The organism is Cognatundibacterium oligocarboniphilum, from assembly GCF_013377855.1.
Classification (GTDB): Bacteria; Pseudomonadota; Gammaproteobacteria; order Burkholderiales; family Burkholderiaceae_D; genus Undibacterium; species Undibacterium oligocarboniphilum.
In genome coordinates this window covers 135,488-161,154 of record NZ_JABXYJ010000001.1, presented here as the reverse complement: position 1 = coordinate 161,154, position 25,667 = coordinate 135,488, and the positions used below count along the sequence as shown (strand labels likewise).

The following is a 25,667-nucleotide window of genomic DNA, read 5'->3' as shown; positions in this document are numbered from 1 at the left end:
CTATTCACCCGCCTGCTCGCTGCGTCTGGCGAACGACAGGGTCACGCTGCCAAGTTCAACGCCAAATTTGCGCATGATCGCCCGGTTCAGCATCACTTTACCGTTCATCAGTACCATGACGTCATCAAAATCAACGTGATACACGCTATCGTCAACCGGTAAGGCGAGTACGTATTTCCAGTGCAGGGTATTGCCCGAGACGATACCCTGCGCCTCACCGATAACGTCGCCGGCCTTGCCGGTAAAATGGTCCGGCGCCACTTTGGTCAATGTCCAGATGCGCTTTTGTTTACTGCCATCGGCATAGGTAAAATTTTCATCCAGTGTACCGACATCGCCGTTCCATTGACACTGAATGACAACGGTGAAGCGCTTGACGATTTTGCCGGAACGGTCCTGAAACATACCCCAGGCGTCCAGCGTGCCGTTGAAGTAGCGCTGTAAATCGAGCCGAGGCATTTCATGAGCATATAACGCCGGGTCATCCGTACTGGCGCAGGAAGCCATTAGCAGACAGATGATCAGCATCATCGTCTTTTTGAAAACAGGCAGTAGTTTCATGATACCGTCCGCAGAGAAGAAGTCAGGAAGGATGTTTTGCCAATCAGCTTGTTGCGCAGATCCGGTGCCGATGTGTTTTCATCCAGCCAGATGGAAAAGAAAGAGCGCGCAAACTCCGGATCCCGTATTTCGCCGAGAAATTTGTCGTTCAGATAAAAGCGTATTGCTTCACCCGGGATATGAACGCCGGTAATCCGGCTGCCTTCCTTGACATCCGGAAAAATCGCTTTCATTTGCGTCAGCCATCGCTCCTGTTTTGCCGCTGTTCCCAGTTTCAGTTTGCGGATTTCCTCTATGCTCGCTTCGGCAATTTTTCTGCCTTGCAGGTCACGTGCATACGTGAGTTCGAGTGCAAAAGGGTGGTTGAAATCACTTCCACTATCCGGCAGGGTCCACAGAACGGCGCCATAAATCACCATACCAAACCAGCGATAGGTGCCCGAGCCCCGCAGCACGGCTTGCGGAATTTCTTCCCTTACCGGTGACGGTGCATTGCCGGCGAATGCACCATCCAGACAGAGCAGCACGGCAACTGCTAATGCGATACGCCGGATAGGGCCTGAGACTCGTGATTTCATTTTTTGACCAGTGTGAATTGCGCCACGTCGATATTAGCGGCACGGAACCCGGCTTCGCAGTACGCGAGATAAAATTCCCAGGTGCGTAAAAATTCTTCGTCAAATCCCTGAGCACTGATTTCGGGTAATTTTTCCATAAATGCTTTGCGCCATTCGAGCAAGGTACGTGCGTAATCCAGGCCGAAGGTAAAAGTATCGATAACCTGCAGACCATGTGCTTCGGCAAGCTGATGGAATTTTTCTATTGACGGAAGCATGCCGCCAGGGAAGATGTATTGCTGGATAAAATCGGTACCTTTGCGGTAACGTTCGAACAAGGCATCTGCAATCACGATGCTTTGTACGCAGGCGCGGCCGCCGGACTTCAGATTGCGCTGCAGACAGGCGAAGTAGCCGGGCCAGTATTCTTCACCAACAGCCTCGAACATTTCTATCGAGGCGATCGCATCATAATCGCCATGCGCATCGCGATAATCCTGAATCTGAAAATTGCTGCGCGTCTGCAGCCCCGCACGCTGCAGCCGGTCACGCGCGAAATGCAGCTGTTCGGATGACAACGTCAATCCCGTCACATGCGCCTGTGCATCGCGTGTGGCCATCTCTGCAAAACCACCCCAGCCACATCCGATTTCCAGCACTTTTGCTTCCGCTGGCAAATTGAGTTGCTGTAGAATCCGGCGATATTTCATTAACTGTGCCTCATGCAGGTTTTCGACCTGATCTGAGCAAAAAAGTGCGCTGGAATATGTCATTGAGGGATCCAGCCACAGGCGGTAAAAATCGTTGCCGATATCGTAGTGAGCATGGATATTTTTTTTACTGCCAGATCTGGAATTACGGTTCAGCAGATGTTTGATGCGGTACAGGAGATTGCCCCACCATGTTCCATAGATCACCGATTCCAGTTGAAGCCGGTTGCGGGTAATCAGTTCAATCAGCCCCGCGAGATGCGTTGTCGTCCAGTGACCGGCAATATAGCTTTCAGCAAAACCGATGTCCCCGGATTTGAGCGTGGCACGGCATAACTGCCAGTTCCTCAGGTTCAGCGCCACATGCCGATTGCCATCATCCGCCCTGCCAAAACACGCGACCTGTCCATCCGGGAAATGTATCGTCAGACTGCCATGTTCCAGCTTATGCAGCAGACCGATGACAAAGCGTGCTTCGGCAGGAAAATGCCTGATATCGAGTTGCCTGGCCTGACTGCTATCGGTGGACAACGTAGGGTGGAAAGTGCTCATCGGCTAACCTCTTGGGAAGGTGGAGTGGGCTTGGAAAAAAAAGGAACACGTTTCAGCCACAGGCGTAATGCCTGAAAATGTATGCGGAAGACAACGGCGATGGTCATCAACGGATAACGGAACATCACTTGCCATATCCGTTGATCTGTCATGTCCTGTTCCAGACCAGAGATCGACGTCATTAGTACGATGCCCTGCTCGTCCGCGTAATCAATTCTGGCGATGTGGCGTTTGTGCGTGCTGGTGCTGATGGTTTGCTGATGCTGCAGAAAGCGGAAGCGGTAAGTCCCGCTGACCTGGCAGAACGGTGAAACATGGAAAATTTTCCGGGCATATAATTCCTGTCCGTTTTCCAGCGTATCACCGTGTTCCAGTAGATAAAGATGCTTCTCACCGAAGGTATTACACACTTCGCAGACGATAGCCCGCAGACTGCCGTCGTTGCGGTGGCAGAACCAAAAAGACACAGGATTAAACACATAGCCCAATACGCGGGGAAAACACTGAAGCCAGATTTCACCGCAGGCATCATTGATCCCCTCGCTACGCAACAATCTGTCTAGCCAGGCTGTCAGAGTCTGCTGGCCATCGCCATGGTCGCTGTCAAAAAATGACAGCAGATTGAAACGGTTATGCGAAAAAAAGCGGCTGGATACCACCGGTTGCCGGTTCATCAGCGAGCGTATGGGGATCCGTATAAAAAACACTCCATAGCGGAAAGTATTTTTGGCTGGCCGGATTCTGCGGTGCATGACCTCGCCAGTACATAACTGTATTGATGCCGCTGTCGGGCTTGCTGTCGATTCCGTGGCAGGTTGCCGATTGATCGGGTTCATGTTGCAGGCTTTATGCGGCAAGAACAGCGGGCTCAGTCAGTGCCGTGCTGGCGATGATGCCGTGGGCGGCTTGCAGACCGGATTTCAGACCATCTTCATGGAAGCCATATCCAGTCCATGCCCCGGCAAACCAGATATGACGCTTCCCCTGAATCTGATGCAACATGGTTTGTGCTTTGACTGCCGCGGTGTCAAACACAGGATGGGCATAGTCAAAACTGGCAATGATCTTTTCAGTAGCCGGTTCATCGATGGGATTCAGACTGACGATAACGGGCGTCTTAAATGGCAGGGGCTGCAACTGATTGATCAGATAATGTACGCAGACTCGTGGCTCTTTGCCATCGGCGCTCTGGTAATTCCATGCGGACCAGGCCTTAGGTTTATCGGGAAGGAAGCTGGAATCAGTGTGCAATACTGCACGGTTAGGCTGGTAGTTGATGGCTGTCAGAATTTCTCGTTCCGAGGCGGTGATATCGCTCAGCATCTTCAGCGTTTGATCACTGTGCGTGGCCATGACGACATGGTCAAATTCTTCCGTACCTCTTGCGGAGCTGACACTGACCCGCCCTGTGGGGTTGCTGTGCACGGCGCTGACAGGAGTGTTTAAGAAAGTGTGGGTAATGTATGGCAGCAGTTTTTCAACATAGTGTTTTGCGCCGCCCTTGACGGTGTGCCATTGCGGGCGGTTGTTGATTTGCAGTAAACCGTGGTTATGACAGAAACGCACAAATGACGACAAGGGAAATGCCAGCATGGTCTGCGTCGGACAAGACCAGATGCAGGCGGCCATCGGTAGTAAATACCAGTGGATGAATTCTTCGCCGTAGCGGTGCTGTTGCAGGAAAATACCGAGTGGGGTGTGAAAGTCCTGCGCTGTTTCCGCATGGGCCAGCGCGGTGGTTTGCTGATTGAACCGCAGGATGTCCCGCAACATGCGTAAAAAGCGCGGATTGAACAGATTACGCCGCTGTGTAAAGACCGTATCGAGATTGGCGCCAGCCCATTCCAGGGTTCGCCCCGCGACGGGCATTTTGACGGAAAACGACATGTCTGTCGCAACGGTGTCAATCTGCAGATCCTGAAACAGCCTGACCAGGTTCGGATAGGTTTTGTGATTGAACACCAGAAAACCGGTATCGACACCGTAAGTTTGTCCTTCCAGCGTGACATCCACCGTATGCGTATGTCCGCCGAAATAACTGCCAGCCTCAAACAGCGTGACTTCGTGCCGGGCGCGCGACAGTTCGTAAGCACAGGAGAGACCGGAGATGCCGGAACCGATCACCGCAATTTTCATGATTGTTGATTCATCAGGGTTAAGTGTGGATGCCAGAAACAGTTTTCACAGCGCCGCAGGATTATGGGTACAGCATGATATGCCCCTAAATATGCTGAACTGCCGCGATGTCTCTGGTGTATACGCGGGCGGACAGCATTTGGATTCACTGGCGATTGCTTCCCGTACATTGCCGTCCTCACAAAAAAAATGACCAATAAATATATTTTGTGACTTATCAGTCATGAAATATACTACAAAGTCTGATTTTGTACAGAAAAAGATCATGAAATTTAAAATCCCCTTCAAGAAGCAACAGTTTGATGCCCGTGAAGAAGCGATCATCGATGCCGTCAATCACCTTCTGTCCGAGAAAGGCTATGACCTGATGACCATGGATGATGTGGCGGATGCTGTCGGTATTGCAAAAGGCAGCCTGTACAAGCATTTTTCGTCCAAGGACAAGCTGGCCGCCGCTGCATTGACGCGTTTGCTGAAGGCGACCGAGGAAGAGCTGGACACGCTGTCGCAAGACATGCCCGCGATTGACCAGATCCGGCATATCCTGATCTGGTCGTTACGCTTGCGCTTGCAAGGCGGCGTGCCGCATCTGCCGTCGACCAGCCGGACTTTGCAGCGCAGTCTGATGCTGAACCTGGACTATGTGATGGTGGCCTTGCGTGTCAATAAACGGTTTTATGCGCTGGTGGCAAAAGCACGTGAGCAGGGGGCGCTGACGGCATCGGTGCCGGATGATGTGGTGGTCTACACGCTGTATTCACGAGCCTGTGATCCCACCATGGAATTTTTATTGAGAGATCAGCGACTCAGTCATGAGCAGATTGTCGATGCGATGGTGCATGCGACCATGGGCGGTTTTTTATCGGCACCAAATCCCATCCCGGCATAAATTTTTCATGCAGATGCCGGAATGGTCACAGGCTGGAAACCCAATTCAGATCAGGGTTTCCAGCTACTTTCAGGTAGTGGACGCATTGATTCCGTCCTTATTCAGCCTTTTCCGCCAGCGCTTTTTCGACGTCGGCCACCAGCTTTTTACTATCCGGTGTGGTGAGGCTGGAATACGCAGCAACCACGTTGCCTTTACGGTCGATCAGGTATTTGTAGAAATTCCATTTCGGCGTGGTGCCGGTGGCTTTCACCAGTTCCGCATGCAGCGGATTGATGTCTTTGCCTGACACTGAAGATTTGGCAAACATCGGAAATTTCACACCGTAAGTATTGAAGCAGAAATCGGCAATTTCCTTGCTGCTGCCTGGCTCCTGCTGTCCGAAATCATTCGATGGAAAGCCGAGCACGACCAGCCCCTTGCTGCTGTATTTGGCATACATTTTTTCCAGACCTTCGTACTGACTGGTAAAACCGCAGTAGCTTGCGGTATTCACCACCAGCGCGACTTTGCCTTTGTACTGGCAGAGATTTTGCGGCGCATCATCCTGCAGACGGTTGAACTGGTGATTCAGGATTGCGGGGCAGGCTTCCGGTGACTCTGCAAAAGCAGGCACGCTGCACAATACAGAAACGGCAGCAAACATGGCAGAAATAAAGACAGAACGTAGCAGCATGGCAGGCTCCTTCAAGAAAGGAATACATAGTATCCCAGCTGCAGAAAAACTGCAGAGCAGGCGATCCGTAGTCTCCTTTATATGAAAAATGAATATTGATCGTAAAATTTATTAGTTTTCAAATATAAAGGATCGACTTAATCTGTAATCCTCATAAAACAAGACTCTGAGAATTCCAGATGAAAGCAAAAAAAATCCTGCTCTTTGCAGTGCTGACCGGTGTATTTCATGCTGTTGTACAAGCTGCGGATATCACGCTGCTCAATGTTTCTTATGATCCGACGCGTGAACTGTATCAGGATGTGAATCGTGCGTTTGCAAAGCAATGGCAGGCAAAAACCGGCGACAAGGTCACGATTAAGCAGTCGCATGGTGGTTCCGGCAAACAGGCACGCTCAGTGATTGATGGCCTGGATGCTGATGTGGTCACGCTGGCGCTGGCGTATGACATTGATGCGATTGCGAATGCCGGCTTACTTTCAAAAGCCTGGCAAAAACGTCTGACACACAATGCTTCGCCATATACCTCCACGATTGTTTTTCTGGTGCGCAAAGGCAATCCTAAAGGGATTAAAGACTGGGCAGATCTGATCAAACCCGGTGTGTCTGTGATTACTGCCAATCCGAAAACTTCCGGTGGTGCGCGCTGGTCGTATCTGGCAGCCTATGGCTACGCATTGAAATTGCCGGGCGGCAGCGATGCGTCGGCAAAAGAATATGTGCACAAACTGTTTAAAAATGTGCCGGTACTCGATTCCGGTGCGCGCGGTTCAACGGTGACATTTACCGAGCGCGGTATCGGCGACGTACTGTTGTCGTGGGAAAACGAAGCCTATCTGGGACTCAAAGAATTCGGTGCGGATAAATTTGAAATCATCACGCCATCCGTCAGCATTCTGGCTGAACCGCCATTGTCCGTAGTCGATAAAGTGGTGGATAAACGTGGCACACGCAAAGTGGCAGAGGCGTATCTGAATTATCTCTACACCGACGAGGCGCAGGATATCATCGGTAAAAATTTCTATCGTCCTATCAGCGAAAAGGCAGCGAAAAAATACGCAGCGCAATTCTCGCAAATCAAGCTATTCAATATTGATGACACCTTCGGCGGCTGGACTGACGCCCAGAAAACCCATTTTGCCGATGGCGGTGTATTTGATCAGATTTATCAGCCGAATAAAAAATAATAATATTCAACAGCGCATTGAAGGAATCACTATGACTATTCTCTTGCTTTCAGGTAGCCCGTCTTTGCCGTCGCGCTCCACTCGTTTGCTGCAGTATGCCGGTGAGAAACTCAATGCGCTCGGCCAGCGTACCGTCAGCCTGCATGTGCGCGATTTGCCGGCCGAAGCGCTGATGAATGCGGATTTTTCCGATACCGAACTGAATGTCGCCAGATTACTGATTGAGCGTGCCGATGCACTGGTGATTGCCACGCCGATTTACAAAGCAGCTTATAGCGGCTTGTTAAAAGCATTTTTAGACATACTGCCGCAAGACGGTCTGGATGGAAAAATCGTATTACCACTCGCTACTGCAGGCAGTCAGTCGCATATGCTGGCGCTCGATTATGCACTGCGCCCTGTACTGACATCGTTGTCGGCACGTCATGTACTGCCGGGTGTTTATGCAACCGATGCGCAGGTTCAGTGGCACGAACAGCAAGGTTTGCAGTTGGATGCCGCAATAGCGCAGCGGGTTGGTGCTGGCGTGGAGCTGCTGGCCGAGAGTCTGTTGTCTTTACGGCATATATACGCATCGAAACCGGCGGTCGCGGAACTGTTGTGCTGTCGTGCCTGAATTGTGCCTGACTGGCACCTGAACTCCATGTCAGTTCCGGTAATGACAGGTCTATAAGTCGTGGTTTTCTGAACCGCTGTAACACCGGATATTTATCCGCAATCCCGTAAGCGTTACCGCAATGCCAGATTTCCGGCAGGGGTAAGTCTTGCCTTCTCAGTCAAGGAAATGAAATGAATGAACATCCGAACACCAATTTACATCGCCGCCAGACGCGTTACGCTGAACAGGTGAAAAAAAACAGTGAGTTGCGCCGTCGTCTGCTGACAGGCTTACTGACATTGGTGGCATGCGTTGTCGCTGGCGGTCAGAACATCGCCCATGCGCAGAACAGCGCCGCGAAAAGTGTGTTGCGCATCGGTTACCAGAAGTACGGCACGCTGACTGTGCTGAAAGGGAATGCCAGCCTCGAAAAACGCCTGGCACCGCTGGGCGTGGACGTGAAATGGATAGAGTTTCCCGCGGGGCCGCAATTGCTGGAGGGCCTGAATGTCGGCAGTATCGATTTCGGCACGACTGGCGAAGCACCACCGATTTTCGCGCAGGCGGCCGGTGCCGATCTGCTGTATGTCGGTAATGAACCTGCGGCTCCTGCGGGTGAAGCGATTGTTGTGCCAAAAGGGTCTGCACTCAAATCGGTCGCAGATCTGAAGGGCAAGAAAATTGTGCTCAACAAAGGCTCTAACGTGCATTATCTGCTGGTGAAGTTGCTGGAAAAAGCCGGGCTTGCCTACAAGGATGTGGAAGTTGTGTTTCTTGCTCCGGCCGATGCGCGTGCTGCGTTTGAGCGCGGCAGCGTCGATGCCTGGGCGATCTGGGACCCATTTCTGGCGGCCGCTGAAAAACAACTTGGCGCTCGCGTGCTGGCCGATGGCAAAGGTGCTGTAAGCAACCATCAGTTCTATCTCGCTTCACGTTTATATGCACAAAAACATCCCGCTATCATCAGCCTGATTCTGGAAGAGATTGCCAAGACCGGCGACTGGAGCGCCAAGAACATCAGAGAAAATGCCGCGATTCTTTCTGTGCAGATCGGGCTGGAACCATCGATCGTTGAATTGTCGGTCGGCCGTTTTTCTTACGGCGTGAAACCTTTGTCTGAAGCTGTGATTCATGAGCAGCAAAGTATTGCAGATACCTTTGCTGATCTGAAGCTGATTCCGAAACGCATCCATGTGCGCGATGCGGTCTGGCTGCCATCCGGCGCTAAAACAGCTGCTGTGAAATAAGGGGAGATATTCGATGAGCTTGAATATTTTCTGGTTTATTCCTACCCACGGCGATACGCGTTATCTCGGCACCAGCCACGGTGCACGCGACATCAATTACGACTATCTGCGGCAAATTGCGGTGGCGGCTGACACGCAGGGTTACGACGGCGTATTACTGCCGACAGGCCGCTCTTGCGAAGATGCCTGGGTTGTTGCATCCAGCCTGATCAGTGCGACCAAAAAACTGAAATTTCTGGTCGCAGTTCGCCCGGGACTGAGCAGCCCGGGTCTGGCAGTGCGTATGGCGTCCACCTTTGATCGTTTGTCGAGCGGGCGCTTACTGGTCAATATCGTTACCGGTGGCGATCAGAGTGAACTCGAAGCCGACGGTGTGTTTGCTGATCATGAAAAACGCTATGAAATCACAGAAGAATTTCTACGCATCTGGCGCGCATCGCTGGCCGGTGAAGGTGGTGATGCCGGTTTTGATTTCAGCGGAAAACACCTGACCGTGAAAGGCGCAAAGACCTTGTATCCACCGGTGCAAAAGCCGCATCCGCCTTTGTATTTTGGCGGCTCGTCTGCACCCGCGCACGAGCTTGCAGCAGAACAGATTGACGTTTATCTGACCTGGGGCGAACCGCCTGCGGCTGTCGCTGAAAAAATCGCCGACATGCGCGCACGCGCCGCCAAGCATGGCCGCACTTTGCGCTTTGGTATCCGCCTGCATGTGATTGTGCGCGAAACCAATGAAGAAGCGTGGGCCGCGGCGAATGATCTGATCCGTTATGTGGATGATGAGGTGATTGCGCGGGCGCAGAAAGCGTTTGCGAAGATGGATTCAGTCGGTCAGCAAAGGATGACGGCGCTGCATGGCGGCAAGCGCGACAAACTCGAAGTCTCGCCAAATCTGTGGGCGGGCGTCGGACTTGTGCGCGGCGGTGCCGGAACAGCGTTGGTCGGTGATCCGGAAACCGTAGCGGCGCGCATTAAAGAATATGCGGCGCTCGGCATCGAGACCTTTATTTTTTCCGGCTATCCGCATCTGGAAGAATCGTATCGATTTGCTGAACTGGTTTTCCCGCTGATAGGAAAAGCCTTGCCGCGTGTGACGAGTTCGCTCACGGGACCGTTTGGCGAGGTGATTGCCAATTCCATCGTACCGCAGGTTTCGCAAAGCTAGGAGCACAGTATGGCGTCGTCGCTTATTACGGAGATCAATGAGTTCAATGAGTTCGCTACGCTGGCAGGCGACTTGTCGCAGACCTTCCCGGGTCGCGAACCGGCGCGTCCAGCCACACCGTGGCGTTATCATATCGTGCGCTTTTTGCAGGCGTTCGCACCGTGGGTGTTGCCGCTGTTATTGCTGGTGATCTGGCAGGTATCGGCGCAACAGGGCTGGTTATCCAACCGGATTTTGCCTGAGCCGCTGGCAGTCGCCAAAGCGTTCTGGAATCTGAGTATCTCCGGTGAAATTTTTATTCACGCGAAAACCAGCTTGTGGCGTGCAGGATCGGGTTTTGTGATTGGCGGTGGTCTGGGCTTGTTGCTCGGTCTGCTGACCGGCACTTTCCGTAGCGCGGAAACCCTGCTTGATACCAGCCTGCAGATGATACGCAATATCCCGGCGCTGGCGCTGATACCGCTGGTGATTTTATGGTTTGGTATCGATGAAACGGCGAAACTGTTTCTGGTGTCGGTCGGCGTGTTTTTTCCGGTGTACCTGAATACGTTTCACGGTATACGTGCTGTCGATCATGGCCTGATAGAAATGGCGCGCAGCTATGGCTTGTCGGGCTGGGCTTTATACCGCGACGTAATATTCCCCGGCGCTTTGCCATCGATACTGGTCGGCGTGCGTTTTGCGCTTGGGCTGGTGTGGGTCCTGCTGATCGTCGCTGAAACCATTTCAGCACAGGCGGGTATCGGTTACATGACCATGAATGCGCGTGAATTTCTGCAGACCGATGTCGTGCTGGTAGGCATCTTGCTGTACGCCTTGCTGGGGAAAATCGCTGACATCTTGTCACGCGCACTGGAACATTACTGGCTGCGCTGGCATCCGGGTTATCAGAGAAAGCTTGCATGATGACGGACATTTTATATACACCCTCGCCGGTGGTGGCACGTATCGCTGCGCTGAGACAAGAGCTGGACGATGGTATTAGTCAGGTCAGTGAATATGCGGCAGCGCTGGCATCGGACACTGGTATCAGCAGCGTGGATGGCGGGCAAGAACGGAATACTGCGCATTTGCCGCACCGAAGGCCGCAGGCTGGTACGGCTATTCATGCCCGGCATTTACAAAAATCATATAACGGTCGGGGTGTCCTGAAGTCATTGCAGCTCGATGTTCAAGCTGGAGAATTTGTGGCGGTGATCGGTCGCAGCGGCTGCGGTAAAAGCACCTTGTTGCGCCTGATTGCCGGTCTGGAAAAAGCCGACAGCGGCAGCCTGAATTTTGCGCAGAACGGGCAGAAAAATGCGCGTCCGGAAACCCGCGTGATGTTTCAGGATTCACGCTTGCTACCGTGGAAATCTGTGCTTGATAACGTCGGACTTGGTTTAAGCGATCGTCGCAATGATGCGCTGGCAGCGCTGAGTAAGGTCGCGCTGGCCGAACGCGCCGGTGACTGGCCATCGGTATTGTCCGGTGGTCAGCGTCAGCGCGTTGCGCTGGCCAGAGCATTGGTACACGAGCCGACCTTGCTGCTGCTGGATGAGCCGCTGGGCGCACTGGATGCCTTGACGCGCATCGAGATGCAACGTCTGATTGAACAACTCTGGCAACAGCGCGGTTTCACTGCTTTGCTGGTCACGCATGATGTGCAGGAAGCGATTGCGCTGGCTGACCGGGTGATTCTGATTGAAGACGGTCAGATCACGCTGGATCAGATAGTGGATCTGCCGCGACCACGGGCGCGTGGCAACCCGGTCTTTGCCGCGCTGGAAGAACAGATACTGGCGCGGGTGTTACAGCATCCGGCGCAGCAGCCGGATGCGGCGTTCGGTGATGTGTCGCTGATGCGTAGCGTCGGGCAGGTGACTTGGGCGATTTAAGTCTCAGCCGCGCTGAAAGCGGCAAACGGGCATCAAATCAACATCAAATTAGTATCAAAATACTCTGGGGGAGTATGTTTGGGAGCCCAATGAATTTAAGGACACCAGCGGTGTTTTATTAAAAAAGCGGGGGAGTATTTGTTTTTTGGGGATATTTCTCGTATCACAAAGGAAGAAAAATGACGATTCAGGCGATTAATGTACGTAACCAGTTCCGTGGCAAAATCAAAGCGATTATCGAAGGCGATGTCGTCTCCGAAGTCGATGTTCAAACCCCGGCCGGCATCGTGACGTCGGTGATCACGACGCGCTCTATCCGTGATTTGAATCTGGTGGTCGGTAGTGAGGTGGTGGCGCTGGTGAAAGCGACCGAAGTCTCGATCGCGAAACTGTAACTGACGGCGTCCGGCGCATTACACTGCGTCGCGGCTGAAAGGAGGAAATATGCATCATCTGAATTTACACAATTATCTGAGCCGCCTGCGTCACTCCACGGCCAACAGCCATTTGTGGCTGGACGAGCAGGGACGTGCGCGCGGGCGCTATTTCAACGCCAGCCTGACCAGCGCGTTTCAGGCGATACGTTCGGGCGAGGATCATCAGGTTGTTGCGTATGAAGCCTACGCCCGCAGTTATGATCCGGGTGATCAGGGGCTGAATATCTGGAAGCTGCTCGAATATGTCGCAAATGATGATGAATCGGTGGAACTGGATCGCCTGTGCCGTTTGCTGCACACGCTCAATTTTTATCGGCAGGTGCAAGAGCCGGGACTGGATTTGTATCTGAGCGTGCACAGCCGTTTGCTGGCTGCGGTCGAAGGCAATCACGGCATGGCTTTCCGGCGGATACTCGATGTGCTGGAAATACCGCATGTACAGATTATTCTGCAACTGCCGCTGATCACGCCAAGTCAGCGCTGGGTACTGACGCATGTCGCTGAAAATTATCGTCGTAATGGTTTTCGCATCGGCGTCAATGCCAGCAGCCTGGAACAAGCCGGTGATTTGCTCGACCGTATCCGGCCTGATGCGATCAAGCTCGATATCAGCGCCGCCAATCATGCGTCTGCGCAAATCAGTCTGTTGCAACGTGCCGATCAGGCGCAGTGCCACATCATTTTCCGGCGCATAGAAAACGAAGCGCGCTTTCTGTCGCTGCAACAGGCAAACGACACAGCGAGCCCGTATCTGGTGCAGGGATTTTTGTTTGACTTGCCGAGTGCAACGCTGGTCGGACAAGCGACGGAGCTGCCAACCGCCGCATCCCATACAACCTCGACGATTGCGGCGACCGCGGCTGAACTGCCGGGCTGATCCGCATTTTCGGTTGCTGCAGTCGTCGCAGTCGCCACGCTGACCGACAGCGGCGACCTTACTATATGTGTTTATCGTCTAAGAACATAACAAAAAATTCGTTTTTCTTATATCAAAATCCTGCCAATATTTGTCATCTTTAGTTGAATCAGTAATAAAGGCTGACTATGGCATCTGCTGCAATTGCAACAGGCGGTCAACCGACCAGTAAACGTGTGCTTCCCGGTTTTCATCTGTCGCTGGGATTTACCTTGTTTTACCTCGCGTTGATTGTCTTAATTCCACTTTCTGCGGTCTTTCTCAAAACCTTCACTATGACCTGGCCGGCATTCTGGGAAACCGTGACATCCGATCGCGTACTGGCCTCGTATCGCCTGACTTTCGGAGCATCTTTTCTGGCAGCGCTGATCAACGTGCTGTTTGGCGGCATTGTGGCGTGGGTGCTGGTGCGTTATCAATTTCCCGGCAAGCGTCTGATTGATGCATTGGTGGATTTACCGTTCGCGTTGCCGACGGCCGTTGCCGGTATCACGCTGGCGACCTTGTATGCACCGAATGGCTGGATCGGCAAATTACTGACCCCGCTGGGCATCAAGGTGGCGTTCACGCCGCTGGGTATTCTGATTGCACTGACATTCATCGGGCTGCCTTTTGTGGTGCGTACGGTGCAACCGGTACTGGAAGAAGCGGAGAAAGAACTTGAAGAAGCTGCACTCAGCCTGGGGGCGAATCACTGGCAAGTGTTTGCGCGGGTGATTTTCCCGGCCATGCTGCCCGCTGTTCTGACCGGCTTTGCACTGGCTTTTGCACGCGCTACCGGTGAATATGGTTCCGTGATTTTTATCGCTGGCAATATGCCGATGATTTCAGAAATCACGCCGTTGTTCATGATTACCAAACTGGAACAGTACGATTACACCGGAGCGACTGCAATCGCCGTGGTCATGCTGATTCTGTCATTCATCCTGCTGCTGACGATTAATGCTTTGCAGGCCTGGATGCGCAGCCGGCAGGGAGGAAAATAATGGACACCATTACGATCGATCCTGCTCCGGCATCTGTCGCATCTCCGGTAAAGGCAAACCGGGCTGAGCCGCCCCTCATTCCTGCTGCCACGATAGAGCCGCTCTGGGTGCGTGTGACGCTGACGCTGGTCGCGCTGGTTTTTCTGACGCTATTCCTGTTTGTACCGCTGGCAGCGGTGTTTTCCGAAGCGCTCAGAAAAGGCTGGCAGGCGTATCTGGAGGCGATCACCGAGCCGGATGCCTTGTCGGCGATTCGATTAACCCTGATTTCGGCCGGCATTGCGGTGCCGCTGAATCTGGTGTTTGGTGTTGCCGCTGCCTGGGCTATTGCGAAATTTGAATTCCGTGGCAAAAGTGTGTTGCTGACGCTGATTGATCTGCCGTTTTCGGTTTCTCCTGTCATTTCCGGTCTGGTATACGTGCTGCTGTTCGGCGCGCAGGGCTGGTTTGGTGAATGGCTGCGCGATCACGATATCAAGATTCTGTTCGCGGTTCCCGGCATCGTGCTGGCAACCATATTTGTCACCTTTCCGTTTGTGGCGCGCGAGCTGATTCCCTTAATGCAGGCGCAGGGCAGCGAGGAAGAAGAGGCCGCGCTGGTGCTGGGCGCATCAGGCTGGCAGACCTTCTGGCATGTGACTTTACCGAATATTAAATGGGGTTTGCTGTATGGCGTGATCCTGTGTAACGCGCGGGCGATGGGGGAATTCGGCGCGGTGTCGGTGGTGTCCGGCCATATTCGCGGCGAGACCAACACGATGCCTTTGCAGGTCGAGATTTTATATAACGAATACAACTTCGTGGCGGCATTTGCGGTGGCTTCGCTGCTGACCCTGCTGGCCTTGCTGACACTGGTATTGAAAACCATCGTCGAATGGCGCACCGATGAGAGTCGCGCCCCTATTTCTGAAGAATAAGCCGGAGCGAAAAACATGAGTATCGCCGTTCATCAATTAAATAAACGTTTTGGTCAGTTCACCGCGCTGAATAATGTTTCGCTGGATTTTCCCGATGGCGAACTGACGGCATTGTTAGGGCCTTCCGGCTGCGGCAAGACAACTTTGCTGCGCATCATCGCCGGTCTGGAATTTGCCGACAGCGGCCAGGTGCTGCTGGATGGTCAGGACGCATCACAACAGCATGTACGCGATCGTCAGGTCGGTTTCGTGTTCCAGCACTATGCCTTGTTCAAACACATGACGATTTTTGAAAACATTGCGTTTGGTCTGCGGGTCAAGCCAAAGCATATCCGTCCATCCGAGGCGCAGATCAAAGAAAAAGTCACCAGTCTGCTGGAGCTGGTGCAGCTCGACTGGCTGGCCGACCGTTATCCGCCGCAGTTATCCGGTGGTCAGCGGCAGCGCATCGCACTGGCACGCGCACTGGCAGTGGAGCCGCGTGTGCTGTTGCTGGATGAACCATTTGGAGCGCTCGATGCCAAGGTGCGCAAAGAATTGCGTCGCTGGTTGCGCCGTCTGCATGATGAATTGCATGTGACCAGTATTTTCGTCACGCATGATCAGGAAGAGGCACTCGAAGTCGCCGATCAGATCGTGCTGATGAATCACGGTACCGTCGAGCAGGTCGGCGCTCCTGCCGACATCTACCAGCATCCGGCGACACCATTTGTATATGGTTTTCTGGGCAATGTGAATCTGTTTCACGGGCGCGTGCATGAGGGCGTGCTGGATGCCGGCGGTGTGACGTTTGCCGCACCGGCTCACAGCGATATCCGCGATGCGACCGGCACCGGTTATGTCCGTCCTCACGAATTTGATATTGACCGTTATTCCCCCGGTGCCGAAGGCCTGCTGGTGCAGTTGCGCCGCGCGCACAGTATCGGCCCGCTGGCGCAACTGGAGCTGGAGCGGGACGATAACGGCGATCTGCTGGAAGCCATCATTCCGAGCGAACGTTACCAGCAGCTGAAGCTGAAGGTTGGTGAAGTGCTGGTGCTGCGCCCGCGGCGGCTGCATGTGTTTGTCGATACCCATTAGATACCCATTAAACGATTCCCGGCTCCGGAACAGCCCGGACCAGATTCCCACCGTGATGACAGTGAAAGAAGTGAGAGATGAATTTTCAGCAATTACGATCCATCCGCGAGGCATCCCGTCGCGGTTTCAATCTGACGGAAGTGGCACAGGTGCTGTTCACGTCGCAACCGGGTGTCAGTCGCCAGATCCGTGAGCTGGAAGACGAGCTGGGCGTGGATATTTTTGAGCGCAACGGAAAGCGGCTGACTGGCCTGACTGAACCCGGTAAAGGCATTCTGCCGATCATTGAACGTCTGTTGCTGGAAGCCGAAAATCTGCAGCAGGCCGGCAATGATTATTCCGACCAGACCCGGGGAACACTTGCCATCGCCACCACGCACACTCAGGCGCGCTATGTGCTGCCGCGTATTGTGCAGCAATTCCGTCAGACTTTTCCGGAAGTGCGGATTGCCCTGCAACAAAGTTCGCCGGATCATATTGCCGAGTGGGTATTATCCGGCAAAGCGGACATCGGTATTGCCACTGAGGGACTGTCGCAGTTCAAGGATCTGGTGTCATTTGCCTGCTATCAATGGAATCATGTGATCGTGTTGCCGGAAGACCATCCTTTACTCCATAAAAAGGTGATCACACTGGAAGATTTATCCAACTATCCACTGATTACCTACGATGTCGGTTTTACGGGACGCAGTCATATCGATGCGGCTTTTACTGATGCCGGTCTGTCCACGGATATTGTTCTGACAGCGATGGATTCAGATGTGATTCAGCAATATGTGGCGCTGGGGCTGGGTGTTGGTATTGTTGCATCAATGGCGATTGAGCCGAATCGCAGCAACGGATTAAGAGCGCTTTCTGCCGACCATCTGTTTAGCCCGAATGTAACCCGGCTGGCAGTGCGACGTGGCGCTTATCTGCGCAGCTACACATTTGATTTTATCCGTCAGTTTGCACCGGAACTGAGTCGTGAGCATATCCGGCGCGCTATCATTGAACCCAGTCCTTGAGCCGCGCCGGGGCTGTCGTGAAGGAGTCATACACCTCTGCTACAATCAATGCATATTCTGTGAGTTGAACTGATGCCGAGGTGAGCCATGCTTTATCCTGAATTGTTTAAGTCTCTGGAACAGGTGCGCTGGAATATGGATACCGATATTCCCTGGGAGCAATATGACGCCTCCCGACTGACTCCGGAACAGGCGCAGACCATCAAAATGAATGCCATCACCGAATGGTCTGCCTTGCCGGCGACGGAGATGTTCTTGCGCGATAACCGCGACGACAGTGATTTTTCTGCTTTCATGTCGATCTGGTTTTTTGAAGAACAAAAGCATTCGCTGGTGTTGATGGAATATCTGCGCCGCTTTCATCCTGAGCTGGTGCCGACCGAAGCGGAACTTGATCAGGTCCGGTTTGAATTCGATCCGGCACCGCGGCTGGAAACCCTGATGCTGCATTTCTGCGGCGAAATCCGCCTGAATCACTGGTACCGCTGCGCGTCCGAGTGGCATACCGAGCCGGTGATCAAGCATATTTATAAAATCATCAGCCAGGATGAAGCGCGTCATGGCGGTGCCTATCTGCGTTATATGAAAAAATCTCTGGCGGAAGTCGGCGATGTGGCACGGGCGGCATTTTCTAAAATCGGCGTGCTCATGGCATCGGCCAGGCGCACTGAAAAGCCTTTGCATCCGACCAATCTGCATGTGAATCAATCTTTGTTTCCGAATGACACAGTACAAAGCCGTCTGCCTGATCCGGACTGGCTGGAGCGCTGGCTGGACGGGCAGATCAGGTTTGACGGTGTGTGGGAAAAGAAAGTGGTGGACCGGATTCTGCACAATATGTCCCTGTTGTTTGAGCGCAGCTTTGAAACCGTGCAGGATCTGAACCGTTATCGTAAGGAAGTCACGCAGCGCTTGTCTGCTGCTGGTCAGGCGGCACTCTGAGGAAAACGCCAACCGTTGTACAATCCGGCTGCCTGCCGCGATGATCAGCGGCATTTTCAATCGTTGACCATGCCTGACTTCGAAAAAAAAATCTGTTCCCGCGCTGAACTGGCGCAACGTGTTGCTACATTACCCCATCCGGTTGTGATGACGAATGGCGTCTTTGATATTCTGCATCGCGGACACGTGAGCTATCTGGCGCAGGCCAGGGAGCACGGTGCTTCCCTGGTTGTGGCGGTCAATACCGATGCTTCGGTCAGACGTCTCGGTAAAGGAGACGACCGTCCCGTCAATACCTGTGCTGATCGCATGGCGGTATTGGCGGCGCTGGAGTCGGTCAGTCTGGTGGTGGAGTTTGACGAGGATACGGCTCTGCAGGCGGTGCTGATGGCGAAGCCGGATGTGTATGTCAAAGGTGGAGATTACGATATGCATGCCATACCGGAAGGACAGGCGGTGCTGGCGTATGGCGGCAAAGTGGCGGCGATTGCATTTGAACACGACCGTTCCACCACACAATTATTGACGAAAGTCAGAGCCCGGGGCTGACAATTCTGCAAACCGGATCGCGTCAGCCGGTGTGACTGCTGGCTTCTTGTGCCAGCAGCAGCGCTTCAAATTCCTCTGGCGGCAATGGCTTGGAAAAAAGATAGCCCTGTGCGAAATCACAACCGGCCTGGCGCAGCAGGTCGCGTTGTAACGTGGTTTCCACACCTTCTGCAATCACACTTAAGCCCAGCTTGTGCGCCATCATAATGATCGCCTCCGGTAGAGCGAGATCGTTCAAAGACGGTGTCAGATTCCGTGTGAACGACTGATCAATCTTGAGATAATCAATATCAAATTTCTGCAGATACGATAGCGAGGAATAGCCGGTACCGAAATCATCAATCGCGACCTGTATCCCCGCATCGCGAAATTCCAGCAGTCGAGTGGCGACCTTGGTGCTGGCATCCAGCAGCAGTCCCTCGGTAATTTCAATCGTGATGGCTTGTCCTGGCAACTGATGCCGGCGCAAATGCTGGAGCCAGTCTGCGTAACGTCCCTGATCGTTTTGAAATTCCAGCGGCGACTGATTGATGCTGATCTGGAAATCAGGATGTGCCAGATCGCGCCATCGCCTGACCCAGTACGTAGCGACCTTGAATACCTGTTCCCCGATGTGATAGATCAGTCCGGTGCTTTCTGCAATCGGGATGAATTCCAGCGGACTGATATAGCCCAGCTGTGCATGCGGCCAGCGAATAAGGGCTTCCGCTTTGAGGATGCGCCCGCTGGCCAGATCGACGACCGGCTGAAAAAATACTTCCAGCTGCTGCTCATTCACCGCCAGCCGCAGATCATTGCTGAGCCGCAGCCTTGACTGGGCGGCGATCTGCAGGTTAGGAGTGAAATAACTGAAGCGGTTGCGTCCCTGATCCTTGGCAGCGTACATCGCCTGGTCGGCATGTTTGATCAGGTCAGACAGCGTGTTGGCATCGCGCGGATAAATCGTGATGCCGACGCTGGCCGACAGATAAATTTCCTGCTCCGCGATCATGAATGGCGAGGACAGTGCACTGATGATATTGCGCGCGATCTGTTCCACATGCAGGGTATCGTGCTGATCGGGCATGGCGATCGTGAACTCATCACCGCCCAGCCGCGCCACAGTATCGCTTTCGCGCACGCAGCGTCGCAGCCTCTCGGCGGCTTCCATCAGCAGGGCGTCGCCACTGGCATGCCCGAGCGTGTCGTTGACTTCTTTGAAAAAATCCAGATCGATGAATAAGACTGCCAGCGGCAGATGGCTGCGCCGGCTGCGTCGCATATCCTGTTCTAGCCGGTCGTAAAACATACGACGATTGGGCAGATTTGTCAGGGGGTCAATATTGGCCTGGATCCAGATCAGAGCTTCCGATTGTTTGCGCTCGGTAATATCAAGCACCGTTCCCAACATTCGCAAGGGATTACCGTTTTCATCCCACTCCACCAGTGCGCCGACTGATAGCATCCATATCCAGGAGCCATTGGCATGCCGCTGCCGGAATTCGACACGGTATTCTTCAGTTTTTCCGTTCAGATAATCGGTATAGGCCCGGTCTGCCCTTTCCAGATCGTCCGGATGCAGGCCGTTATACCAGCGGACCCGACTCTCCTGAAAATCCGGCAGGGTATAACCGAGCATGTGAGCGTATTCTGCATTCACCACCGCGATTCCGCTATGCAGATTCAGATCAAACAGACCCTGGTGCGTGGCAGAAAGCGCCATCCGTAGTCGCTCTTCGCTTTCGAGCAGGGCGACTTCCGCATGTTTACGTTCAGAGATATCGGTATGGGTGCCGATAACCCGCAACGGCTGGCCTTTGCTGTCGCGCTCGATGACCATACCGCGCGTGAGTATCCATTTCCAACTGCCATCTTTGCATTGCACACGGTGTTCGTTGATGTAGCCGGGTGTTCTGCCTTCGAAATGGTCGAGCCGGTCGAGTTCCATTTGTAATCTGTCGTCCGGATGGGTGCGACTGTCGAGTTCTTCCGGCAGATTACTGATGTCTTCCGGCGCGTAACCGTAAATTGCTTTCAGGTTCTCGGATAAATATTCGATGCCGCTTTGTGGATACCAGTCCCAGGTGCCGTCGCCGGAGCTTTCCAGCGCCATTTGCCAACGCTTTTCATTTTCGTGCAATTGCGAGATGGTCTGATGATAGGTGGTGACGTCGGTGGCAGTGATCAGGCAGCCCGTGACTGGGGGGGGAGATTGTGGTGATGTGTGCTGATTGTCCTGCACCGGAGTCAGTTCCAGTGCCAGCAAGCGCTCGCTGCCGTCCGGTTGCGAAAAGGCCTGAGTCAGGGAAGCTGGCGTTCCCTGAAAGACATCTTCAATGATGCCCAGCAAAGGCGCATCGAAAAGATGTATCGTCTGCAAAGCGGTTTTGACGGGTTGCTGCGGCAGTTGCAGCCAGTCGCAAAACAATGGATTAATCCACGCCAATCGTTGTGGCGAAGACAGCATCAGGACACCGAACGGCAGCGCCGCAGCCACGGCAGGCAGGGAGTCTGGTATGGCGGCGGCCTGTCCCGACAGAGGAGATATTTCCTCGGCAAAGCCCTGTAATTGCGACTGCGTTGATGATGCCGAAAATTCGCCGCAAAAACGGATGCAGCGTACCGGCAGCAGCGTCTTTCGCAAGCTGCAGACCAGTTCAAACCGATCTCTGGATTGACTGGCCTGCTGCAAGGCTGTCTGCAGGTTGTGCGCGGAATCTGGTGTCAGGCAAGCGCATACTTCCTGTAGCGGGATGCGGTGGGAATCATCCGCGCGCTTGAATAAAGCACACAAACCCGATGACCAGTGAAATTCACCGGTTTCTTCAAACCAGGTCCATGTTCCGAATTGATTCATTGACTCAATTGACAGTACTCATCACAGGAAAGAGTATTGATTACGGCTGATCTGATGGTGTAGCGCAAGCAGCAATTCCTGTCTGCGCATTTGTCATCAGCCGTCATACTGCTTTATATTTTTTACATCCTGCGGTTCATTCTGAACTAATTTCCGGAACAAGAAAAGAACTGCGGGCTACTTTGTCTGTGCTTATGCACCGCCAGCGTAGCCATGTTGTCGCCATGCCTCATAAACCACAATGGCGACGGTGTTGGAGAGATTCAGGCTGCGGTTATCCGGTCGCATCGGCAGGCGGATACGCTGCGCTGGCGGGAACGATTCTCTGAGTTGCGGCGCCAGGCCGCGGGTTTCTGCGCCGAAGATAAAATAATCTCCCGGCTCAAAACACACGCTGGCAAATGGAGCAGATCCGTGCGTGGTCATGGCAAACATCCGGTGCGGATCTGGTTGCTCGCTGGCGCAGAATGCTTCCCAGTTTTTATGCACCTTCATGGTCGCATAGTCATGGTAATCCAGTCCGGCGCGCTTCATTTTGCTGTCATCCAATGGAAAACCCAGGGGTTCGATCAGATGCAGCTGAACGCCTGTATTGGCACACAGACGGATAATGTTACCGGTATTCGGCGGGATTTCCGGTTCCACCAGGACGACATGAAACAAAATATTTCCTTACGATGAGTGATATTGGGTGCGTGCAAACACATAGTTGCTGACCGTGGCTGCACCGAAACGTTTCAGCATTGTAGCGATTTCATGCAGGGTCATGCCAGTGGTGATCACGTCGTCGACAATGCCGATATGCTTTCCCCGCAGGCTGCCGGTAATCCGTTCATCGAGCATGAACGCATTGCGCATATTGCGAATCCGGGCGTCCGGTGTCAGGCTGGTTTGCGGCAAGGTTTCCCGGATCCGCTGCAATCCTCGCGGATACAGTGCAATCCCGAGCTGATGCGCCAGCGGTCTGGTGATCTCCAGCGCCTGATTAAAACCACGGTCTTGTAAACGCTGGCGTCCCAGCGGCACTGCCAGCAGCATGTCCGGCAAATGCTGGTCAGCTTGCCGCAAAATAGCATCGCGCAGCAAACCGGCAAACACTGGTGCCAATGCCAGCTGATGCGCAAATTTCAGCGACAGCACCAGTTGATCCTGTGGCGGCGCATAATCGCAGACCGCAACGGTACGATCAAATGCCGGCGGACTCCGGAGGCAGTCACCGCAACGCTGCGCCGGTTTTTGCCCGGACTCTTGTCCGGATAAATGCAGACCACATTGCGGGCAATGGGATGAGCCAGGCGGAAAATAAGTATGCTGGCAGGCGTCGCATAAAATTCCGGCGCTTTCCTGCCGGCACAGCGCGCAGGTGCAGGGCAGCCAGTGTGTCAGCAAACGCTGCAGGGATTTTTCAGCCAGAGATCGGAATGCGGGCATCGTTGAATTCTGCGGACAGTATCGCAAGCGTGTAAACTCTTGGCATTATCTCATTCCTCCGGCATCCGGCTGCTTTTTCTATGCTCAGCGCACCTATTGATATCCAACTCGTCAGAAGATTGTTCTCAAGGCCAGCCAAAATGGCTGATGCGGAATTCTTGCGCCGGGAAGTAGCTTCCCGAATGCGGGAAAAACTGGAGCTGGTCAGGATAAAACCACAGCGGGTGCTGGATGCCGGTTGCGGTAGCGGTGCCGACTTGCCGGAATTGCAGCGCTGTTATCCCGATGCGCTGCTGCTGGGACTGGATGCGGCGCCTGCCATGCTCGGCATGATCCGGCAGCAACAGCAGAGCAGCATGAATGCCGTGAGTAAATTGCTGGCGCGCTGGACGCCCGCTGTGTTGAAGCCGGAGCAGGGAAATCCGCTGATTGGCGGGGACTTTTCCAGAGCACCGCTGGCGGCACAGGCGGTGGACATGATCTGGTCGAATCTCGCGCTGCACTGGCATCCCCAGCCGGATCAGGTTTTTGCCGAATGGCGCCGCATATTACGGACTGAAGGTTTGCTGATGTTTTCCTGTTTTGGGCCGGATACGCTGATCGAATTGCGTCAGGCATATGCAGCAGCAGACCAATTCCCCCACACACTGCCATTTGTTGATATGCATGATTTCGGCGATATGCTGGTGAATGCCGGCTTTTCAACACCGGTCATGGATATGGAAAAAATCACTCTGACTTATCACGACACAAAAAAATTACTGGACGACGTCCGGGCATTGGGTGGCAATCCGTTGTTGAGTCGCCGTCCCGGACTGATGGGCAGGCTGGCGCATGGAAAAATGCTGGCAGCGCTGGAGCGGCAGCGTAATGCAGAGGGACGGATTGCGTTGACTTTTGAAGTGATTTACGGCCATGCATTCCGGCCTGTCAGCAGAAAGACGTCTGCCGGCGAATCGATTATCCGCTTCGATCTGCCTAAAAAATCGCCATGATGTCACGTTTAATCTGGATCAAAGAAATATCGGAAAACCCACAGAAATCCGCAATAAGCGATGTTTCATTTGCGCCAGATCATTGATTTCTGATTTGTATTCTGCTTGATATCCCGCTTCATTACGCCTTATACTCACGAGGTTGTAGAAGCTGCCAGCACGCACTTTGTAACAATGATTCCGCGTCCTGGTGCACAGTTCAAAAGAATTCTAATCGGGGTTTTGGGGATATCATGAAATATGCAAAGCGATTCAAATCGTTCATGCTGGGCGCCTCGCTCCTGGCTGCCAACCTGCCAGCCTGGGCGGTGGTGGATAGTCAGGGTGGTCCGGCTGTACGTCAGTTAAATTTGCAAACGCCAGTCACACAGATTGCCGAGCAGATTTATTCCATTCATAACCTCATGCTGGTTATCTGCCTGGTGATTTTTATTGCAGTATTCGGGGTCATGTTTTACTCCATACTCAAACACCGCAAATCAGTGGGGCATGAAGCTGCTACTTTTCATGAAAGCACTGCCGTCGAGATCGCATGGACTGTCGTCCCCTTTCTGATTGTGATCGGTATGGCACTGCCAGCCACAAAAACAGTCGTTGCCATGAAGGACACCTCGAATGCCGATCTGACGATCAAAGTCACCGGCATGCAATGGAAATGGGGCTATGACTATCTGAAAGGGGAAGGCGAAGGTATTTCCTTCCTCTCTACACTGGCAACGCCACGCACACAGGTTGGCGCGCCGGGCGTCGCCCCGACAGAAGCCCGCAGTGATAATTACCTGCTTGAAGTGGATAATCAGGTTGTCGTGCCTGTCAATAAAAAAGTTCGTATGATCACGACCGCAAATGACGTTATTCACTCCTGGACCATTCCTGCTTTCGGCGTCAAGCAGGATGCGATTCCCGGCTTTGTCCGCGATACCTGGTTCAAAGCAGAAAAAATTGGTACTTACCGCGGCCAGTGTGTGGAACTGTGCGGCAAGGAACATGCCTTCATGCCGATCGTCGTTAATGTTGTGTCCGACGAAGACTACAAAAAATGGGTAGAGACCAAAAAGAAAGAAATGGCGGCCAAGGCAGATGATCCGAACAAGGTCTGGACTGTCGATGAACTCAAGCAGCGTGGTGAAAAAGTATATGCTGCAAATTGCGTCGCCTGCCATCAGGCTTCCGGTAAAGGTGTTCCCGGTGCTTTCCCTGCGCTGGATGGCTCTGCCGTGGTCGCTGGCGGAAAGGCAGGACAAATAGCAATTGTGATGAACGGTAAGAATGGCATGCCATCCTGGAAGGCGACTTTGTCTGATACGGAGATTGCTGCGGTGATTACTTATACCCGCAACAACTGGTCCAACAAGTCGGCCGAAAACATCGTTCAACCAGCCGAAGTTCTGGCTGCGCGTAAGTAATAACAGGAAG

27 protein-coding genes are annotated in these 25,667 nt (G+C 53.3%); 18 read left to right on the top strand and 9 right to left on the bottom strand.

The window, feature by feature from the left end; genetic code table 11:
• From HV832_RS00800 to HV832_RS00780, 5 genes are read right to left on the bottom strand one after another with little or no spacing between them, the layout of a single operon-like run.
• Entirely contained in the window at window positions 1–561 is a 561-nt protein-coding gene (locus HV832_RS00800) for a DUF3833 domain-containing protein (protein WP_176801650.1), read from the bottom strand.
• Window positions 558–1,139, bottom strand: a complete 582-nt coding sequence (locus tag HV832_RS00795) for a chalcone isomerase family protein (protein WP_176801649.1) — start codon at window positions 1,137–1,139, stop codon at window positions 558–560. Before HV832_RS00795 ends, HV832_RS00800 begins: the two co-directional genes overlap by 4 nt.
• Window positions 1,136–2,380 carry an SAM-dependent methyltransferase gene (locus HV832_RS00790; protein WP_176801648.1) on the bottom strand — a complete coding sequence of 415 codons (1,245 nt, stop codon included), beginning with the start codon at window positions 2,378–2,380 and terminating at the stop codon, window positions 1,136–1,138. The genes HV832_RS00795 and HV832_RS00790 overlap by 4 nt, the downstream gene beginning before the upstream one ends.
• Window positions 2,377–3,216, bottom strand: a complete 840-nt coding sequence (locus HV832_RS00785; protein WP_176801647.1) for a DUF1365 domain-containing protein — start codon at window positions 3,214–3,216, stop codon at window positions 2,377–2,379. Before HV832_RS00785 ends, HV832_RS00790 begins: the two co-directional genes overlap by 4 nt.
• A 10-nt stretch (window positions 3,217–3,226) precedes the next feature.
• The gene (locus tag HV832_RS00780; RefSeq protein ID WP_176801646.1) at window positions 3,227–4,516 is read right to left on the bottom strand and encodes an NAD(P)/FAD-dependent oxidoreductase; all 1,290 of its coding nucleotides are present in this window, start codon (window positions 4,514–4,516) and stop codon (window positions 3,227–3,229) included.
• Between HV832_RS00780 and HV832_RS00775 the strand changes: the two genes are divergently transcribed.
• A complete protein-coding gene (locus HV832_RS00775; RefSeq protein ID WP_176801645.1) occupies window positions 4,515–4,709 on the top strand; it encodes a hypothetical protein in 195 nt (64 codons plus the stop codon). The two genes, HV832_RS00780 and HV832_RS00775, sit on opposite strands and share 2 nt — an antisense overlap.
• A gap of 72 nt (window positions 4,710–4,781) precedes the next feature.
• Window positions 4,782–5,405: a TetR/AcrR family transcriptional regulator gene (locus HV832_RS00770; protein WP_176801644.1), complete on the top strand. Its 624-nt coding sequence runs from the start codon at window positions 4,782–4,784 to the stop codon at window positions 5,403–5,405.
• Between the two features lie 97 nt (window positions 5,406–5,502).
• Here HV832_RS00770 and HV832_RS00765 read toward each other — a convergent pair whose 3' ends face one another.
• A complete protein-coding gene (locus HV832_RS00765; protein WP_176802063.1) occupies window positions 5,503–6,051 on the bottom strand; it encodes a glutathione peroxidase in 549 nt (182 codons plus the stop codon).
• A gap of 209 nt (window positions 6,052–6,260) precedes the next feature.
• On the opposite strand from HV832_RS00765, the gene HV832_RS00760 reads away from it, so the two are divergent.
• The 14 genes from HV832_RS00760 (at window position 6,261) to rfaE2 (ending at window position 18,989) form a co-directional block, all read left to right on the top strand.
• Window positions 6,261–7,268 (top strand): sulfate ABC transporter substrate-binding protein, encoded by a 1,008-nt coding sequence (locus HV832_RS00760; protein ID WP_176801643.1) that lies wholly within the window; start codon window positions 6,261–6,263, stop codon window positions 7,266–7,268.
• Window positions 7,269–7,299: 31 nt separating this feature from the next.
• On the top strand, window positions 7,300–7,884 hold the full coding sequence (gene ssuE, locus HV832_RS00755; RefSeq protein ID WP_176801642.1) for an NADPH-dependent FMN reductase: 585 nt from the start codon (window positions 7,300–7,302) through the stop codon (window positions 7,882–7,884).
• A gap of 173 nt (window positions 7,885–8,057) precedes the next feature.
• Window positions 8,058–9,113, top strand: a complete 1,056-nt coding sequence (locus HV832_RS00750; RefSeq protein WP_176801641.1) for a sulfonate ABC transporter substrate-binding protein — start codon at window positions 8,058–8,060, stop codon at window positions 9,111–9,113.
• 19 nt (window positions 9,114–9,132) lie between these two features.
• Window positions 9,133–10,278: an FMNH2-dependent alkanesulfonate monooxygenase gene (gene ssuD, locus HV832_RS00745; RefSeq protein WP_176802062.1), complete on the top strand. Its 1,146-nt coding sequence runs from the start codon at window positions 9,133–9,135 to the stop codon at window positions 10,276–10,278.
• A gap of 9 nt (window positions 10,279–10,287) precedes the next feature.
• Entirely contained in the window at window positions 10,288–11,184 is an 897-nt protein-coding gene (ssuC, locus tag HV832_RS00740; RefSeq protein ID WP_176801640.1) for an aliphatic sulfonate ABC transporter permease SsuC, read from the top strand.
• Window positions 11,181–12,155 (top strand): ATP-binding cassette domain-containing protein, encoded by a 975-nt coding sequence (locus tag HV832_RS00735; RefSeq protein ID WP_223827306.1) that lies wholly within the window; start codon window positions 11,181–11,183, stop codon window positions 12,153–12,155. Before ssuC ends, HV832_RS00735 begins: the two co-directional genes overlap by 4 nt.
• A gap of 179 nt (window positions 12,156–12,334) precedes the next feature.
• A complete protein-coding gene (locus tag HV832_RS00730; protein WP_176801639.1) occupies window positions 12,335–12,550 on the top strand; it encodes a TOBE domain-containing protein in 216 nt (71 codons plus the stop codon).
• Between the two features lie 49 nt (window positions 12,551–12,599).
• Window positions 12,600–13,469 (top strand): EAL domain-containing protein, encoded by an 870-nt coding sequence (locus HV832_RS00725; RefSeq protein ID WP_176801638.1) that lies wholly within the window; start codon window positions 12,600–12,602, stop codon window positions 13,467–13,469.
• Between the two features lie 167 nt (window positions 13,470–13,636).
• On the top strand, window positions 13,637–14,494 hold the full coding sequence (gene cysT / locus HV832_RS00720; RefSeq protein WP_176801637.1) for a sulfate ABC transporter permease subunit CysT: 858 nt from the start codon (window positions 13,637–13,639) through the stop codon (window positions 14,492–14,494).
• On the top strand, window positions 14,494–15,411 hold the full coding sequence (cysW, locus tag HV832_RS00715; protein WP_176801636.1) for a sulfate ABC transporter permease subunit CysW: 918 nt from the start codon (window positions 14,494–14,496) through the stop codon (window positions 15,409–15,411). The genes cysT and cysW overlap by 1 nt, the downstream gene beginning before the upstream one ends.
• A 15-nt stretch (window positions 15,412–15,426) precedes the next feature.
• The gene (locus HV832_RS00710) at window positions 15,427–16,491 is read left to right on the top strand and encodes a sulfate/molybdate ABC transporter ATP-binding protein (protein WP_176801635.1); all 1,065 of its coding nucleotides are present in this window, start codon (window positions 15,427–15,429) and stop codon (window positions 16,489–16,491) included.
• Window positions 16,492–16,568: 77 nt separating this feature from the next.
• A complete protein-coding gene (locus tag HV832_RS00705; protein WP_176801634.1) occupies window positions 16,569–17,498 on the top strand; it encodes a CysB family HTH-type transcriptional regulator in 930 nt (309 codons plus the stop codon).
• 87 nt (window positions 17,499–17,585) lie between these two features.
• A complete protein-coding gene (locus HV832_RS00700; RefSeq protein WP_176801633.1) occupies window positions 17,586–18,440 on the top strand; it encodes a ferritin-like domain-containing protein in 855 nt (284 codons plus the stop codon).
• Between the two features lie 69 nt (window positions 18,441–18,509).
• Window positions 18,510–18,989 (top strand): D-glycero-beta-D-manno-heptose 1-phosphate adenylyltransferase, encoded by a 480-nt coding sequence (gene rfaE2 / locus HV832_RS00695; RefSeq protein WP_176801632.1) that lies wholly within the window; start codon window positions 18,510–18,512, stop codon window positions 18,987–18,989.
• A gap of 22 nt (window positions 18,990–19,011) precedes the next feature.
• On the opposite strand, the gene HV832_RS00690 is transcribed toward rfaE2, so the two are convergent.
• The 3 genes from HV832_RS00690 to HV832_RS00680 all read right to left on the bottom strand — a co-directional run bounded on the left by HV832_RS00690 (window position 19,012) and on the right by HV832_RS00680 (window position 23,256).
• Window positions 19,012–21,825, bottom strand: coding sequence for a sensor domain-containing protein (locus tag HV832_RS00690; protein ID WP_176801631.1), 2,814 nt, complete (start codon window positions 21,823–21,825; stop codon window positions 19,012–19,014).
• A gap of 192 nt (window positions 21,826–22,017) precedes the next feature.
• Window positions 22,018–22,488 carry a tRNA (uridine(34)/cytosine(34)/5-carboxymethylaminomethyluridine(34)-2'-O)-methyltransferase TrmL gene (gene trmL / locus HV832_RS00685; protein ID WP_176801630.1) on the bottom strand — a complete coding sequence of 157 codons (471 nt, stop codon included), beginning with the start codon at window positions 22,486–22,488 and terminating at the stop codon, window positions 22,018–22,020.
• A gap of 9 nt (window positions 22,489–22,497) precedes the next feature.
• Window positions 22,498–23,256 carry a phosphoribosyltransferase family protein gene (locus HV832_RS00680; protein ID WP_176801629.1) on the bottom strand — a complete coding sequence of 253 codons (759 nt, stop codon included), beginning with the start codon at window positions 23,254–23,256 and terminating at the stop codon, window positions 22,498–22,500.
• Between the two features lie 80 nt (window positions 23,257–23,336).
• On the opposite strand from HV832_RS00680, the gene HV832_RS00675 reads away from it, so the two are divergent.
• Complete coding sequence (locus tag HV832_RS00675) at window positions 23,337–24,251, top strand: methyltransferase domain-containing protein (RefSeq protein ID WP_176801628.1); 915 nt, start codon at window positions 23,337–23,339, stop codon at window positions 24,249–24,251.
• Between the two features lie 233 nt (window positions 24,252–24,484).
• Window positions 24,485–25,657 (top strand): cytochrome c oxidase subunit II, encoded by a 1,173-nt coding sequence (gene coxB, locus HV832_RS00670; protein WP_176801627.1) that lies wholly within the window; start codon window positions 24,485–24,487, stop codon window positions 25,655–25,657.
• The last annotated feature ends 10 nt before the right edge of the window (window positions 25,658–25,667 follow it).

Coding starts and splice junctions, on each gene's coding strand:
- HV832_RS00765 (WP_176802063.1), bottom strand. CDS start 6,051: ATGTTTGCTGCCGTTTCTGTATTGTGCAGCGTGCCTGCTTTTGCAGAG.
- HV832_RS00705 (WP_176801634.1), top strand. CDS start 16,569: ATGAATTTTCAGCAATTACGATCCATCCGCGAGGCATCCCGTCGCGGT.
- HV832_RS00700 (WP_176801633.1), top strand. CDS start 17,586: ATGCTTTATCCTGAATTGTTTAAGTCTCTGGAACAGGTGCGCTGGAAT.
- HV832_RS00690 (WP_176801631.1), bottom strand. CDS start 21,825: ATGAATCAATTCGGAACATGGACCTGGTTTGAAGAAACCGGTGAATTT.
- coxB (WP_176801627.1), top strand. CDS start 24,485: ATGAAATATGCAAAGCGATTCAAATCGTTCATGCTGGGCGCCTCGCTC.
- HV832_RS00680 (WP_176801629.1), bottom strand. CDS start 23,256: ATGCCCGCATTCCGATCTCTGGCTGAAAAATCCCTGCAGCGTTTGCTG.
- HV832_RS00795 (WP_176801649.1), bottom strand. CDS start 1,139: ATGAAATCACGAGTCTCAGGCCCTATCCGGCGTATCGCATTAGCAGTT.
- ssuE (WP_176801642.1), top strand. CDS start 7,300: ATGACTATTCTCTTGCTTTCAGGTAGCCCGTCTTTGCCGTCGCGCTCC.
- cysT (WP_176801637.1), top strand. CDS start 13,637: ATGGCATCTGCTGCAATTGCAACAGGCGGTCAACCGACCAGTAAACGT.
- HV832_RS00760 (WP_176801643.1), top strand. CDS start 6,261: ATGAAAGCAAAAAAAATCCTGCTCTTTGCAGTGCTGACCGGTGTATTT.
- HV832_RS00780 (WP_176801646.1), bottom strand. CDS start 4,516: ATGAAAATTGCGGTGATCGGTTCCGGCATCTCCGGTCTCTCCTGTGCT.
- HV832_RS00790 (WP_176801648.1), bottom strand. CDS start 2,380: ATGAGCACTTTCCACCCTACGTTGTCCACCGATAGCAGTCAGGCCAGG.
- HV832_RS00800 (WP_176801650.1), bottom strand. CDS start 561: ATGAAACTACTGCCTGTTTTCAAAAAGACGATGATGCTGATCATCTGT.
- cysW (WP_176801636.1), top strand. CDS start 14,494: ATGGACACCATTACGATCGATCCTGCTCCGGCATCTGTCGCATCTCCG.
- ssuC (WP_176801640.1), top strand. CDS start 10,288: ATGGCGTCGTCGCTTATTACGGAGATCAATGAGTTCAATGAGTTCGCT.
- HV832_RS00730 (WP_176801639.1), top strand. CDS start 12,335: ATGACGATTCAGGCGATTAATGTACGTAACCAGTTCCGTGGCAAAATC.
- rfaE2 (WP_176801632.1), top strand. CDS start 18,510: ATGCCTGACTTCGAAAAAAAAATCTGTTCCCGCGCTGAACTGGCGCAA.
- HV832_RS00710 (WP_176801635.1), top strand. CDS start 15,427: ATGAGTATCGCCGTTCATCAATTAAATAAACGTTTTGGTCAGTTCACC.
- HV832_RS00785 (WP_176801647.1), bottom strand. CDS start 3,216: ATGAACCCGATCAATCGGCAACCTGCCACGGAATCGACAGCAAGCCCG.
- HV832_RS00725 (WP_176801638.1), top strand. CDS start 12,600: ATGCATCATCTGAATTTACACAATTATCTGAGCCGCCTGCGTCACTCC.
- HV832_RS00735 (WP_223827306.1), top strand. CDS start 11,181: ATGATGACGGACATTTTATATACACCCTCGCCGGTGGTGGCACGTATC.
- HV832_RS00775 (WP_176801645.1), top strand. CDS start 4,515: ATGATTGTTGATTCATCAGGGTTAAGTGTGGATGCCAGAAACAGTTTT.
- HV832_RS00770 (WP_176801644.1), top strand. CDS start 4,782: ATGAAATTTAAAATCCCCTTCAAGAAGCAACAGTTTGATGCCCGTGAA.
- HV832_RS00750 (WP_176801641.1), top strand. CDS start 8,058: ATGAATGAACATCCGAACACCAATTTACATCGCCGCCAGACGCGTTAC.
- HV832_RS00675 (WP_176801628.1), top strand. CDS start 23,337: ATGCTCAGCGCACCTATTGATATCCAACTCGTCAGAAGATTGTTCTCA.